At 40.1% G+C, this 15512-nt stretch carries 20 protein-coding genes; 6 read left to right on the top strand and 14 right to left on the bottom strand.

The genetic code is table 11. The features are described 5' to 3' along the window. Positions 1-526, bottom strand: a 526-nt coding sequence (locus QZZ23_RS12175; protein ID WP_292470536.1) for an archaellin/type IV pilin N-terminal domain-containing protein, incomplete at its 3' end; no start/stop codon positions are given. A gap of 147 nt (positions 527-673) precedes the next feature. Between QZZ23_RS12175 and QZZ23_RS12180 the strand changes: the two genes are divergently transcribed. From QZZ23_RS12180 to trpA, 4 genes are all read left to right on the top strand, one after another. Continuing rightward, positions 674-1495: a hypothetical protein gene (locus QZZ23_RS12180; protein WP_292470539.1), complete on the top strand. Its 822-nt coding sequence runs from the start codon at positions 674-676 to the stop codon at positions 1493-1495. Positions 1496-1617: 122 nt separating this feature from the next. Beyond that, a complete protein-coding gene (locus tag QZZ23_RS12185) occupies positions 1618-2418 on the top strand; it encodes an indole-3-glycerol-phosphate synthase (protein WP_292470542.1) in 801 nt (266 codons plus the stop codon). Between the two features lie 21 nt (positions 2419-2439). Beyond that, complete coding sequence (gene trpB / locus QZZ23_RS12190) at positions 2440-3654, top strand: tryptophan synthase subunit beta (protein ID WP_292470544.1); 1215 nt, start codon at positions 2440-2442, stop codon at positions 3652-3654. After that, complete coding sequence (gene trpA / locus QZZ23_RS12195; RefSeq protein WP_292470546.1) at positions 3651-4427, top strand: tryptophan synthase subunit alpha; 777 nt, start codon at positions 3651-3653, stop codon at positions 4425-4427. Before trpB ends, trpA begins: the two co-directional genes overlap by 4 nt. A 37-nt stretch (positions 4428-4464) precedes the next feature. Here the strand turns inward: trpA and ftsY are convergent, their stop codons facing one another. The 13 genes from ftsY to QZZ23_RS12260 form a co-directional block, all read right to left on the bottom strand. Beyond that, on the bottom strand, positions 4465-5583 hold the full coding sequence (gene ftsY, locus QZZ23_RS12200) for a signal recognition particle-docking protein FtsY (RefSeq protein WP_292470548.1): 1119 nt from the start codon (positions 5581-5583) through the stop codon (positions 4465-4467). A 40-nt stretch (positions 5584-5623) separates the two neighbouring features. Next, positions 5624-6061: a prefoldin subunit alpha gene (gene pfdA / locus QZZ23_RS12205; protein WP_292470550.1), complete on the bottom strand. Its 438-nt coding sequence runs from the start codon at positions 6059-6061 to the stop codon at positions 5624-5626. Positions 6062-6064: 3 nt separating this feature from the next. Continuing rightward, complete coding sequence (rpl18a, locus tag QZZ23_RS12210) at positions 6065-6241, bottom strand: 50S ribosomal protein L18Ae (protein WP_292470553.1); 177 nt, start codon at positions 6239-6241, stop codon at positions 6065-6067. A 19-nt stretch (positions 6242-6260) separates the two neighbouring features. After that, a complete protein-coding gene (locus QZZ23_RS12215) occupies positions 6261-6914 on the bottom strand; it encodes a translation initiation factor IF-6 (RefSeq protein WP_292470555.1) in 654 nt (217 codons plus the stop codon). Positions 6915-6951: 37 nt separating this feature from the next. Beyond that, on the bottom strand, positions 6952-7218 hold the full coding sequence (locus tag QZZ23_RS12220) for a 50S ribosomal protein L31e (protein WP_292470558.1): 267 nt from the start codon (positions 7216-7218) through the stop codon (positions 6952-6954). A gap of 14 nt (positions 7219-7232) precedes the next feature. Beyond that, positions 7233-7388: a 50S ribosomal protein L39e gene (locus QZZ23_RS12225; RefSeq protein WP_091935722.1), complete on the bottom strand. Its 156-nt coding sequence runs from the start codon at positions 7386-7388 to the stop codon at positions 7233-7235. 80 nt (positions 7389-7468) lie between these two features. Beyond that, the gene (locus tag QZZ23_RS12230; protein ID WP_292470567.1) at positions 7469-8089 is read right to left on the bottom strand and encodes an alpha hydrolase; all 621 of its coding nucleotides are present in this window, start codon (positions 8087-8089) and stop codon (positions 7469-7471) included. 9 nt (positions 8090-8098) lie between these two features. Further along, positions 8099-8458 (bottom strand): DNA-binding protein, encoded by a 360-nt coding sequence (locus tag QZZ23_RS12235; protein ID WP_292470569.1) that lies wholly within the window; start codon positions 8456-8458, stop codon positions 8099-8101. 70 nt (positions 8459-8528) lie between these two features. Continuing rightward, a complete protein-coding gene (locus QZZ23_RS12240) occupies positions 8529-8978 on the bottom strand; it encodes a 30S ribosomal protein S19e (RefSeq protein ID WP_292470571.1) in 450 nt (149 codons plus the stop codon). Positions 8979-9119: 141 nt separating this feature from the next. Next, the gene (locus QZZ23_RS12245; protein WP_292470573.1) at positions 9120-10391 is read right to left on the bottom strand and encodes an adenylosuccinate synthase; all 1272 of its coding nucleotides are present in this window, start codon (positions 10389-10391) and stop codon (positions 9120-9122) included. Positions 10392-10436: 45 nt separating this feature from the next. Then, on the bottom strand, positions 10437-10796 hold the full coding sequence (locus QZZ23_RS12250; RefSeq protein WP_292470576.1) for a hypothetical protein: 360 nt from the start codon (positions 10794-10796) through the stop codon (positions 10437-10439). Between the two features lie 211 nt (positions 10797-11007). Beyond that, positions 11008-11886: a hypothetical protein gene (locus QZZ23_RS12255; protein WP_292470579.1), complete on the bottom strand. Its 879-nt coding sequence runs from the start codon at positions 11884-11886 to the stop codon at positions 11008-11010. A 319-nt stretch (positions 11887-12205) separates the two neighbouring features. Then, the gene (locus QZZ23_RS12260; protein WP_292470581.1) at positions 12206-13153 is read right to left on the bottom strand and encodes a DUF1616 domain-containing protein; all 948 of its coding nucleotides are present in this window, start codon (positions 13151-13153) and stop codon (positions 12206-12208) included. A gap of 280 nt (positions 13154-13433) precedes the next feature. Here QZZ23_RS12260 and QZZ23_RS12265 point away from each other — a divergent pair, with 280 nt between their 5' ends. Next, complete coding sequence (locus QZZ23_RS12265) at positions 13434-14555, top strand: FIST C-terminal domain-containing protein (RefSeq protein WP_292470584.1); 1122 nt, start codon at positions 13434-13436, stop codon at positions 14553-14555. A 115-nt stretch (positions 14556-14670) separates the two neighbouring features. Continuing rightward, a complete protein-coding gene (locus tag QZZ23_RS14720; protein WP_366931354.1) occupies positions 14671-15492 on the top strand; it encodes a histidine kinase dimerization/phospho-acceptor domain-containing protein in 822 nt (273 codons plus the stop codon). The last annotated feature ends 20 nt before the right edge of the window (positions 15493-15512 follow it).

The raw sequence follows: 15512 nt of genomic DNA on the forward strand, positions 1-15512 counted from the left end.
TTACAGGATTAGCCTGTGAGAATGAAGTATCTTCATCACGTATTCGATCTACAGAGTAATACTTTGTTGGAGCTGCAGAAGTAGTCAGTAACTTTATCAAATTGGCAGTAGCGTTTGTGTCACTAAAATTATCCATCTGCCCATATGTTTTCACGTTACCTGCATACACAAGATTATGTGCTACCGTACCATCTGTGATGGAGACAACTACCTGATTCACATCAACAGGAGAACTACCAACATTAAGTCCTACCTGAAGTTTGAGCATATCAATGGTATTAGAAGTGGTGCCACCACTTTTTGCACGTACTCCTTCAATATTCTTGATCATCAGGTTAGATGATACTTCCTGGGTCGACTGTTTACCAGTAGACTGCGCTTTCTGCTGCAGTATGCCAGATGTCTGAATAAGTACAGCAGCTGCTACCGCTGCAACGAGTACCATTGCAATGAATATGATAAGAGTACCAATACCCACCTGAGCCCTGGTATTTTTGTTTAAATTAAATGCTTTGTTTGCTTTCATGTACGATCCTCCTCTTATATCACATGAATTATGGATATATTACTAATATAGTTATAAATAATATATATACAGTTTGGTTGGAAATGTCAAACTACAAACACGCAACAATTTCACAATGAAAATATATAAATAAAAGAAATCTAATACATGATTGAGGCAGAGATGAATCCAGGACTTCTGTTGAATGGTACAATATGTTTTGCAATCACATTATCGTCCCTTGCATTTGCCTGGGTACTTTCCCAGAACAAGGAGACTTATAACGAGAATAGCAAACCTGCACTTTTTTCGCTGATCATATTCTGGATAATTGTAGGACTGACATATCTACCAACTACAGCAAGGATGTTCACTGCCTACATAGGAAACCAGGAGATAGATGCTATCCTTTATTTTATAACAGCCATTCCCTTTGCATTTATACCTGTCCCGCTTGTATTTTTCATTATTTACGTGATAACAGGCAGTGCTAAAGTAGGAGAGTACATTGCACTGGCATTCACCATAATCGGAGCTGCCTATCTTATTTTTGTATATAACAACGGAATTGTGGGACCAATGGTAACAGAATGGGGATCAATATTTATGATCAACAGCGATACAGCCATCAACCTGTACCTGATAGGGCTTTTTGTAATACCCACTTCAATGATACTTGGGCTTTTGTTACTCATATTACTACAAAAAATGCCTAAAAGAATACGTTACAGAACTACCCTGCCCCTTGTAGCCATATCATTTGTCTTTGACTTCATACTCACAGACATGATAGCAATTGTTGATGTGATGCAAATGTTTGCGAGACTATTTGTCTTAATAGGCACTGTGCTTGCTTATCTTGCATATTTCCCTCCAATTGCTTTTCAGGAAAAGTTGGGCATACAGGAACAAATGGGTGCCATCCACTTTGGTGAATCTGCTGACCCTAACATAGATTTCTTTTTGCAGGATAAGAGTGAGAACTCTTAATACGTACCTGTTCATAGGGTAAAACTGAAAAAATTGCAGATCTTTATATACATACCGATATTATTAAATATAATAACACTTATGTACAATCTTGCACATTATAGACCATAAGTGGGTATTCGATGCACTCCGTAATAACCAATATAGTAAAATCTACTGAACAGAGAATTCTGAAAATTAGAACAGAAGATTACCTGGACATAAGTGAAAAAGCAAGAGACAACAAAAGAGACATTGTTAAGATAATAAATCAAATGAAATCTCAGAAAAAAGTAGCTGTCATAGCTGAAGTTAAACCTGCATCCCCGGGTAAAAAACTTAGGAACATAACACCAGATGATGCTGCCAGCATAGCAACTGAGATGGAACAAGCTGGTGCTGTTGCGATTTCTGTCCTTACAGAACCGGAGTTTTTCCATGGCTCATTGAATAACCTTAAAGCTGTGAAAGAAAAAGTATCAATCCCGGTGCTACGCAAGGATTTTATAATCAATGAAGTCCAGTTAAACGAAGCAGAGAGTGACCTTATATTACTTATAGCAGGCATACTTGGAAACAATCTTGATAAAATGGTAGACTTAGCCATATCAAAAGGATTTGAGCCTCTTGTAGAAGTCCATAATGAAAAAGAACTCGAAGATACCCTCAAAACAAAAACACGCGTTATTGGCATTAACAACCGTGACCTGAGTACACTTGAGATTGACCTGGATACTACACTTAGACTTGCCCCGTTAATAAAAGAGTTTGATAAAAACAACAACTTACAACATATAATTATAAGTGAAAGCGGCATGCATACAACAGACGACATCAAAAAAGTGATAGAAGCAGGAGCTGATGCAGTACTCGTAGGCACCTCAATAATCAAGAGCGGAGAAATTTATGCCAAAACTAAGGAACTTGTTGATGCACTTGATTAATTAAAGAGATGGAGAATGATTATGAAAAAATCGATGTATGGTAAGTTTGGAGGTCAGTTCGTTCCCGAAGTGCTGATGCCTGCGCTTACAGAACTTGAAGAAGCTTATAAACGTTACAAGGATGATCCGGAATTCCTTGCAGAACTTGACTATTATATGAAAGACTTTGCAGGCAGGGAAACTCCACTTTATTTTGCAAAGAACCTTAGTAAGAAATACGGCATCAAGATCTACCTGAAAAGAGAGGATCTTGTCCATGGTGGAGCACACAAACTGAACAATACCTTGGGACAGGCACTTCTGGCCAAATACATGGGTAAGGAACGTATTATTGCAGAAACCGGTGCAGGACAGCATGGCACAGCTACTGCTATGGCTGCCGCGAATATGGGATTCAAGTCAGAAGTCTACATGGGCGCAAAGGATGTTGTGCGCCAGCATATGAATGTTTACAGGATGGAACTTATGGGTTGCAAGGTCCACGCAGTTGAATCCGGTTCAAAGACCCTTAAGGATGCCATTAATGAAGCACTCAGGGATTGGGTGACTAATGTAGAAAACACACACTACCTCATAGGTTCTGTTGTGGGGCCACATCCATATCCAATGATTGTACGTGATTTCCAGAGTGTGATCGGAAAGGAAGTAAAGGAACAGATAATGGAGAAGGAAGGTCGTTATCCTGATTCTATCGTTGCCTGCGCAGGCGGCGGAAGTAATGCCATGGGTATATTCCATCCATTTATCGAAGATAAAGAAGTAAAACTCTTCCCGGTGGAAGCAGGAGGAAAGGAACTAAAAACCACTGAGAAAGAGGCACTACACTCAGCTTCACTCTGTGTAGGCGAAGAAGGAATACTTCAGGGTGCACACACACTCATACTTCAGGACAAGTACGGGCAGATACTCGAATCAAGTTCTGTATCTGCAGGTCTTGATTATTCTGGTGTCGGACCTGAGCTTGCACATCTTGCAGACATTGGAAGGATAATACCATGCAACGTTAGCGATGATGAAGCACTGGAAGCATTTTATGAACTCAGCCTTCTTGAAGGAATTATTCCTGCACTTGAATCATCACATGCAGTAGCATACGTAATGAAGATGGCAAAAACAGGAGAACTTGGAGATCTTGTGGTAATCAACCTTTCAGGAAGAGGCGACAAGGACCTTGAAACAGTATTTAAGTTAAAGGAAGAAGGAGAGACAACAAAAGGAAAGGAGGATTGCCTGTGAGAATAGCAGATAAATTTGCTGAACTTGATAAAAAGAAGGAGAGGGCACTTATTGCTTATGTATGTGCAGGCGACCCTTCTACGGAAGCTACAAAAGACATTGTGCATGCATTAGTAAAGGGCGGTGCAGATATAATTGAACTTGGACTTCCATTTTCCGACCCTGTTGCAGACGGACCGACAATACAGGCAGCAGCTACACGGGCACTGGCAGCAGGCATGAACCCTGATCTGTATTTTGAAATGGCAGCATCAATTAAAGAAAATGTCCCCCTTGTCTGCATGACATATTACAACCTGATATACAAGAGAGGAACTGAGAAGTTCGCCAGGGATTGTGCTAGTTCCGGAATTACAGGAATAATCGTACCTGACCTTCCTGCAGAAGAGTCCGACGAACTGCATGATGCGTGCAAGAGGAACGGCGTTGACCTCATATTCCTCATTACTCCTGTAACAACAGAATCAAGGATGAAGAATACACTTGCCAGGACTTCCGGTTTTGTCTACATTGTTTCAAGACTCGGAGTCACTGGAGAAAGAGTAGATGTGGCAGATTCCACAAAGAAGATACTTGAACGCATTCATACAGATGTTCCAAAGGCTGTTGGTTTTGGTATTTCCAATAAGGAGCAGGCTGCAGAAGTAATAAAAGCAGGTGCAGATGCTGTAATTGTTGGTTCTGCTTTTGTCAGCATCATCGCTTCAGGCAAAGATGTAAACGAGAAGATAGAAAAGCTTGCATCTGAACTTAAAGAAAGCTGTAAGGAATAAGGCAGAGTAAAATAACCAGATAAAAAATAGAAGGGGATTATTCTGCAAATAACTGGTCCACAAACCATTGCGGATCAAATTTTTGCAGGTCATCATACCCCTGCCCCATTCCAAGGAATAATATTGGTTTTCCTGTGATGTATGCAATTGATATTGCTGCACCACCTTTTGAATCAGCATCTGTTTTTGTCAGGATGGAACCATGAATTGGAACAGCAGCATTGAACTGGGCTGCTCTTTCAACGGCATCATTGCCTGCAACTGCTTCATCAACAAAGATAATAAGGTCGGGCGGAGCTACACGGCATACTTTCTTTAACTGCTCCATCAGATTGATATTGGTATGCATTCTACCAGCTGTATCTGAAAGTACAATGTCTGCTTTGTGTGCTTTTGCATGCTGGATCGCATCATAAATAACAGCAGCAGGATCACCCTGTTCCTGATGTTTGATTATCTTTACTCCAACTTTATTGGCGTGTATGGCAAGCTGATCTATTGCACCTGCCCTGAATGTATCACCCGCAGCAACTACTACAGACAAACCCTGGTCCTTAAAACGTTTTGAAAGCTTGGCAATGGAAGTCGTTTTTCCTGTGCCGTTGATACCAATAAAAACAATGTGTACGGGCTTACTGGCATTCTTTACGTATTCATCGAGATCAAAAACATTAGCACTCATTACATCGTATATTGCTTTTTTGAGAGCTTCTTCAACAATATTGCCAGTGTTGCTGCCTATACGGCGCCTTGTACCTACAAGCTGGTTTTTGACAGACTCAACAATAGCTTCTGATACAGAGAGGGCAATATCACTTTCAAGAAGAGCCATTTCAAGATCCCACAATGGTTCTTCAAGGTCGTCTTCTTCAAGGATGAATTCCCTTTCAAAAACAAGAGCTTTTGCTTTTTGGGCAAAACCAAACTTCTTATTATTCTTAGTTTCTTGCTGGACCGGTTCCCTTTCAGAAACAGGATGAGTTTTTTCTGCCGATACCTCAGCAGGAGTTTCCTGTACAGAGGAATCAGACATTGATAATTCAACCAGAGGGACGTCGATAGTTTCCTCAGGTTCTACAGCAACTGCCTTCTCATCAATTTTGGTTCCGATTTTTTCCTTGAAGCCACTAAGTTTTGACTTAAGTTTATTGAACACTTGATACAACCCACTACATTTTTAAAAATAGAAAAAAGGTTCACTGGGAACCTGGAATTCCCTGCGCCTGTTGCATTTTGGCGAGGAAAGCTTCAATAGTCCGTATTTGCTGAGTAAGCTGAAGCAGGGTATTATTCATGTTCTCAAGAGCTGATGTAAGCCTTTCCCTACGACGCTGCAATATCTCCTTTGCAGCCGTGACGGGTCTTTCAACACTGATCCCAGCTCCAACATCAACCACTATCGTATCGATGTGGCTGACATTAGCATATACGAATGAACCGGAACCAATAGGGAACATCATTTCAGAACCCTCAGAAACATTGCTGAGTTCTTCAATAGTGTTAAGAGCCCGGTTACAATCCTCCATTGAAAGTTGGACCATACCAATCTGCTGCTGCACCATTTCTGCACGTTTCTGGAATTCACGATGCTGATTTACGAACACCCTTGGATCCTGTCCATTCATATCTGCCATGGATTATGCCTCGTTGATACTTTCGATTTTAACTAAGTTCCTTTTGAGACCATGTTTGCTGCCAAAAAGTGAGTACACTTTATCAAGTGCATTCTTTTCGTTCTGGCTCTCAATGACCTTTGTGAACTTTGCCCATACTACTCCGGCTTTAAATGTGCCTTTGACCTGAAATGTCTTCATTTGAATCACCTGTAAATTATTATAAAAAGCCCAATGCGTCTTCTATTCTTCCAAGTTCATGACCTGTTGTCTGTGAACCTGCAACGTAACCTTTAGAATTTGCGAGTAGCCCGGATCCTACCATCTGAGTACCTAAATTCGTAGTACCTACCTCCACTGGAAGTCCAAACATCTCTTCGAGCATTTCAAGCTCTGAAGCTGTTACCTTTGGGTTCACCAACAAACCTTTGTTGGTTGCAACTCCGGCCATGCCAACAGTCTTGATACCACCTATCGTGCCACGCCTGACATCGACTTTCAGAGCCTTTCCTATAAATTCAATGGAATGGTCACTAAGATCCGGATGCACAAGTGCAGCCGTGTCATTGGCAAGGACAACATTACCCATTGCATTTATCTTCCCAGGCACATCAATAACAGGAGTGTCGATCTTATCCTGCCCCTTTAGACTGGAATGCATTGGAACAAGTATTGCATTAGAATTGCCACGACAAAGTGAACCCACAATAGCACTTCCATCAACTAGAGTTTCCACTACATCAACATGTAATAATTGTCCAATAGTGTCTTTTTCGTGTTCTGGCGTGCCCAGTGGCACTAGCACTACATCTTCAGTGCACGTTGCAAAAGCCCCAATTATGGGGCTTGCCTGAATAGTTATAGTTCTTATCATTTTTTTGATCTATAGACTGGACTATTTCCAAGAGAACTTATGCAAGTTCTGCCTGCACTTCGCCATCCTCGAACTTTGCAGCCCTTACACGAATTGACGAAGGTGGTTTCTCACAACCGCGTTCCCATATCTTCTCATTGATCGTCTTGTCTATCTTGATCATATCAGGTTCAACTTTCATGTGTTTTGTAAGGTATTCCCTGATCATTTTTAAAGACTTTCTGGATCTCTGCCAGCGAGGGGTTGCCTTCACTTTGCGGAGGGGGATTGTGTAGATCTGCTCTTTTACTACGTCTTCTGCCATTGTAATCACCTACTTTATTTCACGTCGAGACTGCTTCTTCTCCAGTGTCTTCTCTTTGGATGGCTGACAACCTTGCGGTTTGTCTTAATGATGACCCAGGTAGGAACCCTGTGGTTCTGCCTGTGTGCTTTAGCCAGCCTTGTCTTCTGTCCTTTAGTATTGTGGCTCACTTGTCTCACCTATGCTATGATTGATATGTATTAAAGTATTGATTGAATTATGAACTTATAACATAATTAGTTATAAACTTTTAATCATGTTGTTCTGTTCTGTCTGCTTTCCTGCGTTCGATAACATGTGATTGCACATGTGTGGGAAATATTTCCTTGATCTTTCCCGAACCATTGCGTTGACTTATAATTTCCCGAAGTTCGGTTTCATAATCCGCTTTAAGGACGTTCTCGCTTAAACCTTCCTCAATGATCAGATGCTCTTTCACAAGTTCATTGACCGCAGCACGTCCGAACCCTTTTAGAGGGCACACATAATGGACCCCGAAACGATCCTCAATGCTTCTGATCTCAGAATGCTCCAATACAGGAACACGATCATCACGGCGAACTCCATCGGCTATGAAGTTTATGTTATCATCTGTGGCAAGATGCTCAATAAAGCTTTTATGAATGTAGTTTATGGCATTCTTTGGGAAACCATCCTGCATGATCATGTCATATGCCTTTTCAAGGATCGATGTGTCAGGTTTGATAACCCTGTGGGGAAAACCAAGCCTTTCTGCAGTTTGAGAAGCCACCTCCCCTACAGGAAGTAACGAAAAACCACATGTCACAAGTTCGACCTCAAAGAACGGCTCCAGCAATATTGCAGAAAGAGAACTATCCTTTCCACCGCTGAATAAGACTGATACCTGCATAGAGAGTACTCACATACGCTTTATAGTCGGTTCCCTCTTCTTAGGTTGCATCTGAACCAGAAGCTGTTTGAGCTTTTCATCATCGATCATTGTTTGAAGCCTGCCACTTTGTGCAAGCGTGATCAATTGTGACTCAAGCTGATCTACCAGTTCCTTGCGGGACAGGCGCAGAGTTGTCAGCCTTTCACGTGCTTCCTGAGTCAGAATCTGACGCATCAATGCCTGCTTTTTAGCATCCATTTCAGCTTGTGCCTGCTCCTGCTGCATAGCTGCCTGCATATCGCCGGCACCCATCTGCTGCTGAGCTGCCTGTTGCTGCTGCATTTGCGCAAGTCTTCTTCTTCTTATTTCTTCAAGATCATCCGTCATGAAAGTCACCTATGCTTTACAGGAATGTAAGCAATGATTCCTTATGAGTTATCGGGCAGGAAATATGCATTCAGTATTTAGCAAGACCAGGGATACTTTCCACAAGGTCCTGTTTAACCTGATATGCAGCGTTGTCAAGCAGGGACTGTCCCGGTGGTGCTACTACACGACCGCTCTTAAGAGCACGTACAAAACCTGCCTCTTCAAGCTGCTGCAGAGCTGTTCTTGCAATTGAACCGCTTCCCTTTGCTTTTACACCAGGAGCAACTCCACGGTTCTTCTTTCCACCGTAGACAGATCTTAACCTCTCAACACCTATTGGGCCCTGAGTGTACACTGTCCTGAGTACTGCGGCACATCTTGTATACCACCATTCGCTGTCAGTTGGCGGAAGCTGTTTGTGCACACCGGTCTTTACATATGCTGCCCACTCCGGAGGAGTAACTTTATCATTTTCTTTTAACTTTTCTGCGACCTTTGCTATTAATTCGGTTGCAGGAACGTCATATACAGTTGTCATAATATTCTCCTGAATTATAATATCTGTTAAGATACCCACCATCTGCAGGACTCAATTGCATCTGGTGATAGTTCAGCTGGATTGTGATGTTTAAACTATTGAGTAGTATATACGCTTTTCGGCAGTTCTTGCGTATCTGCCCTATTTGTTGAAGGTTTGCTCCCTTGCAGGACCAACTGAGATATATTCAACATGGACACCCATTTTACCTTCAAGGTAAAAAACATAGTCCTTTGCTGCCTGTGGAAGGTCATTAAATTCCTTTACCCCTGTGAGATCATTCTCCCAGCCAGCCAGGTCCTCATATACAGGCTTACATCTTGCAAGCTCTGACGTATCTTCCGGCGGATAGTCGAGGACTTTTCCATCAAGATCATATGCCACACAAACCCTGATAGGATCAAGATTGGACAAAACATCAAGTTTAGTAAGAGCAATGGAAGTATAACCGTTAAGATATATGGCTTTTTTAAGCAGCGGAAGGTCGAACCATCCACACCTTCTTGACCTACCAGTCGTTGTACCAAATTCACGCCCAACCTGCTGTATCTGGTTCCCGATATCATCGAGAAGTTCTGTTGGAAGTGGCCCTTCGCCCACACGAGTGATATAGGCTTTAACAATAGCCAGAACACTGTCAACCCTCGTGGGACCAACACCAATGTTTGCACAAGCTGAACCTGCAATAGTACAGGATGATGTCACAAATTTCTGGGTTCCGTGTATTACATCCAGATGCGTTCCCTGTGCACCTTCAGCAAGAACATTCCTGCCTTCATCAAGAGCTTTGTTTACTTCATATGATACGTCAGTGATATAAGGTGCAAAACGTTCACCCAGTTTTACATATTTATCTATGAGTGCCTCGTCCATTACCATGGAAGGGTCACCACCAAGATCTTTTATGGCTGCTTCTTTTGAAGGAGCAAGTTCTTCAAGCCTTTTCAGGAAGCGATCCTTATCTACAATATCAGCCATGCGGATCTCATCTCTGGCAACCTTATCGATGTATGCATAACCGATACCACGCTTAGTGGTGCCTATCTTCTCGGATCTCATGGATTCCCGCAGACCATCAAGTTCGATATGGTATGGCATTATAATGCTGGTTTTTGCATCCACACCAACCCTTTTAGCATCAAGCTTTATGCCGCCTTCTGCAAGCATATCTATTTCTGTTGCCAGTACTTCCGGATTCATGACAGTACCAGGACCAATTAACACCCTTGAATTAAGAAGAAATCCCGATGGAATAAGATGGAGCTTGTATACATCCTCACCTACCTTTACAGTGTGACCTGCGTTGTCCCCTCCCTGAAAACGTACAACCAGATCATAGTCACCGGACATGAGGTCAACTATCTTACCTTTGCCTTCGTCGCCAAACTGCGCACCTGTGATTATCGTAAACATGGGTGCAGGATTATCCTGTTGGCTTAATAAAGTTTTGATTGGCTTTTAAAGGTCATCTTCAAACGCAAGCATACGAGCACTTTCATCAAAATAACCTGATGAATCTGCCCTGCGGCATCTGAGAGCTTTTGTAACACCCATATCAACCAGAGTATCTATTAGTTTATCGGCAATAGTAATGCTGACATTAAATTCTGACTGGAGCATATAGATAGCATCAGGCCTTTTTATTGAATAAAAACAGGCACGTGATCTTTTATCGGAGTCACATGATTCATAGCTTTCACATTTTAATACACGTGAACTGTTCTTGAAATGAATTGCAAGACCCTGCCATGAGTGTACATTGTGCATCCCCTTGATTCCGTAAATGTTGGATTTTGTTTTTTCTTTATGCCTTAACACAACAATAAAATATATTTTTAAGTTATAATTACTTTTTGTTGAAAATTTTATTCAAAAAGGTATACATGATTTTAAACATCATCAATACTAAATAGAAATAAATCACAGAAATAATCTGATATCTTTTTTAATTCATCAATATTACTGAATATTTGAAAAGAAGTTTGAGGACAAGAACATCGCATAACATGCTAACCTTGCCTTCAAGTTTTTATTTGAATCTGTTTTTTCTGTAACCGAGAAAAATAACACCAATACAGAAAATTCCGATGATTGCACCTACAGTCCCAAGAAGAGGAAGGTCATTATTACTAGACGTTTGATTGTTCATTATATACCCTTCCTGATAGTCGGAATCAGTGATGCTCTCAAGGCTCTCAGAAACATCTGAAACATCTGAAACATCACTTTCTGTAATTTCCCCTACATCTGTTTCTTCGTCATCAACACCTAATGTATTTGCAGGTACCATTTTGAACTCAGTTCCAGTATGACTACTACTGCTACTCTTTGCTGCACTTGAAGAAGAAGATGCTGAGCTATCGGTGTATCCAAGAGTAAGCTGTCTGCTCTGACCACCCATATTCAGATTGAAGTCACCTTCTGGCATGTTCTCGGTGGTATATGTATACTCAAAATGACTGTTATCATCAGCAGTAATAGCACCATTAGCACCAAATGAAAAAGTAATTTCACCCCCGGAAGAAGTACCACTTAGAGAGATAGCATATGTACCACTATTAATTTTACTGGTTCCAAAGGAAGCTACATCACCATTTATAGCTATTAAATTATCCGAAACTGGTATAGGTACGCCAAAAATACTGACAGAAATATCAAGACTATTAACACCTTCTGCTTGTAAGCTGAAAGATTTAGAACCTGCAGGAATTGTCACTTTTCCGAGGTTATACTCATATTCCCCATTTGAAACTGCCTGTACCTTTTCAAAAGATATTGAAATATCCACTACTTCACCCGCATCTGCCTGACCAATTACAGTCACTGCCTCACCCGGTTGAGGATTTTCCGGAGATATTTTTATAGACCCTTCCTGAACATCTGCAAGTGCAGATGAGGACAATGCCATCAAAACAATGGTAATCGTAGTTAAAAAAATGAAACACCTTTTAATATGAATATTATATAGCAACCACAATATTTTTTGATTCACAATAATGCATCCCCATATCTGACCCACAAATTAAACATAAATTTTGTTGTAACTCCATGCATACAACGTCAGACATTTATTTAACATTGTCTATATATTTTAAATATTATCTGATTGAGTATAAATATATCAAAATTAAAAAACAACCTCAAAATCTATATAACTATATAAAATATGTGCCATCATTTTAGCTATGAATACATTTTGTATTTGCAAAAAAAAGTTGCAGACCATGTTAGTGAGAAGTAGCATTTTCCAGAGGGGTTAACATGCTTGAATTGTTCATACCCATACCTAAATCTTTATTCCCGGTCACATTGATCCAGAGATGCAGATCCCTGTAAGGTTCTGTCATATTGTCCTCTATGTAAAGCAAATATTGTAACTTCATATTATCGCCAGTAACCTCAGGAATAAAAGACACACCGGTCTCCCAGGTTGCATTATGATTAAGCGATATATGTTCTAAATTCTCTGAGACATCCACAGTATCATTGTCCAGCTTGACAACTACGGAATAATTTACTGCAGAATACTCATGGTTAACTATTCCCACAATAACAGCCGTACTCTCACCTTTTACGAGCTGGGTACTATAGTTATCTGCCATCCCTTCAGGACCAAGTATGTAAAATTCGGTGAATTTCTCTCCCTGTTTTGGAGTGACAACAACATATACAAGGGTCACTGCAGATACAAGTATAGATAGCACCAAAACAATCGTAAGTATGCGGTCAAGTCTTGATTCAGGCTCAGTGTTTACTTCAGTTTTAACATATTCATACATTTCCATGAAGGGGACAGAAAAAGCCCCATCAACCAGCAATTGCCTTCTATACATAGCCACTGAAGCCATAATAATTGTGAAAACAGTAAGTGATGCCAGTATAGGAATAAGCCGGATTCCCCACGAGGTGTAATTCAAAGCAAGCCCCATCAGTGGAACAACAGCAATACTAAGCCCGAAACTCAGGGCGATACGCTCTATACCATCAAGATCATCACTTCCAGGGAAAAGAGCTGCTATAAGTGCATATCCCGGAAGGAACAAAACCATTGGCAGACCCAGAACAATGCGTACAGGGCTCTCACTAAGAAAAGGAACCAGCACAAAAAGGTCAGTGAGCAGAACAAGAGCTATAACCAGTTTAATGTCGGCAGGAATTTGTTTTTTTTCTGGCATTTTTTCTGTTAGGATAACAGTATACAATATATTTAATACTTTGGAAATGTATGTGATTTCTTTACACAAACAATGACCTGAAATAAAGAAAATGTATTTTTATTCATGTTACAACAAAACAGCATGCAATAATTTTAGAATTAATTAATTATATATAATGCAATCATATATAAGGGTGCAACACATAAAATAAAGATTAATCGTAAACAAACCCATTATCCTAAAAATTGAATCATAGTCAAACAATACTCTTCCAGAGATTCTATAAAAAAGAGGGCTTATGTACATCCTTACATCAACTGTGCATGAAATTGTTAATGCCATAGAGAAGCTTGACATTCAGAAAAATGAAACGGTCTTCATTATGCTTGCTGAGCAAGAACTACCTGACATCGCATATTTGATATCCGAGCTCAACAAAAGAAAAATACATTTTATCGGTGCTATTTTTCCAGGACTTATATATGGTCCTAAAAAATGCAATAAAGGAGCAATAATATTTACCCTCCCTGCAATGCAAAAGCCAATTTTGATACAGGATATAAGTAACTCTCCTCACGAACTAGAAAAAATGATACAACCCTTCAGATCCATAAAGAAAAAGAGCTCCACGGCTTTTATAATCGTTGACTCTCAGTCTTCGAATATTTCCTCTTTCCTTTCTTCCTTCTTTAATCTCTTTGCAGATTCTATTGAGTACATTGGATGTGGTGCCGGTTTCCTTGATGTGAGTTCCAGAAAATGTATTTTCACCCCGGATGGATTTTTCCAAGATGCTGCCATTATATCTTTCGTTGACATGGAATGTAAATTAGGAGTACACCATGGATGGAAAAAGGCGATTGGCCCGATAGTCGTAACAGAAAGTGATGGAATTATCATCAAAGAACTCAACTGGAGGAATGCTTTTGAGGTCTACAGGGAAATAGTTGAATCTGACTTTGGGAAAAAATTCACTGGAAATGATTTTTACGAGACATCAAGACATTATCCATTTGGTATTTATACTGAAAATCATGAAGACCTTGTTCGGGAAGTTATTATAGCAAGCAATGAAGGCTATCTTATATGCGGAGGAGACGTACCAGAAAATGCTGTTCTCAATATCCTAAAAAGTGATAAAGCTTCACAGATAAGTTCTGCAGAGAAAATACTGAAGGATTGTTTTAGTGAAAAAGATTTGCACGTCAAATATTGTCTTGTACTGGATTGTATAGGAAGAACAATTTACCATCCGAAAGATTTTGAAGAAGAATTAGTTGCAATTTCAAACGGATTAAAAGCCCGAAATGTAGAGACAATCCCAGAAGGAGTTCTGTCACGTGGGGAAATCGCTTCAATGGGGGAAGATATGATCGAGTTTTTGAATAAAACCATTGTCGTTGGGATTTTTCATGAATAAAAAAGTACAGTACACTGATATCTTTAACCAGATTTCTTTACTCTATGAGCTATCTCTGTCTATTGGCAACTCACTGAACATTAATGAGAATTGCGACATCTTTTTAAAAAAAATTATGACTAGAGAAAGAGTAAACTATGTGTCAGTATGGATAAAAGATGAATATCTATCTTTCAGCGAAAAAGATAGTGCAAGTCTTGTATATGCACATCCTGAGTATTATAGTACCGAAAAAACAATTCCACTCTCACACCCTATATTATCAGATATTCCAAATGATGACGTACTTATCCTGAGTTCATATGACAGTAATTTTAAAGACTATATTACAGAGGAAAATTTAACAACCGGTTCATGTATGCTCTGCCCGCTTAAAGAATTCGGAGTTCTAAATCTTTTTTGGATGAAACAGCTTAAAAATCCGGAGATTGTAGCTAGCCAGTTAAACAAAGTAATATCCAAATTCTCATTTTCCCTTGAAGCCTGTCTCCTCCACAAAAGAGCTTTATGGGAAATGGAGGAAAAGAACAGAGAATTTAAAGCCAGGATACATGCAGAATCTTCGAATCGTGCCAAGAGTGAATTTCTTGCTATTATGAGCCATGAACTTCGCACACCTCTTAATTCCATTATCGGTTTTTCAGATCTGCTGGCAGAAGGAATTGCCGGAGGACTGAACGAAAAGCAAAACCACTATGCATCAAACATTTCAAGCAGTGGAAAACATTTGCTGACCATAATAAATGACATACTGGACCTCTCTAAGATAGAAGCAGGCGAAATGGAACTCATATATGAAGAAATATCTGTAAAAGATCTCGTTGATAATGTAGTAAATATACTCACTCCACTGTCCTCTAAAAATGACCAATCACTTAAAGTTTCCGACATCGAGAATATAATTTTAACTTGTAAGCCGAGAAGTCTCCTTTCGTAAGATGGGGAGATGAAAGGCGT

The sequence above is a fragment of the Methanolobus sp. genome (assembly GCF_016278385.1).
In the GTDB taxonomy this organism is placed as follows: Archaea; Halobacteriota; Methanosarcinia; order Methanosarcinales; family Methanosarcinaceae; genus Methanolobus.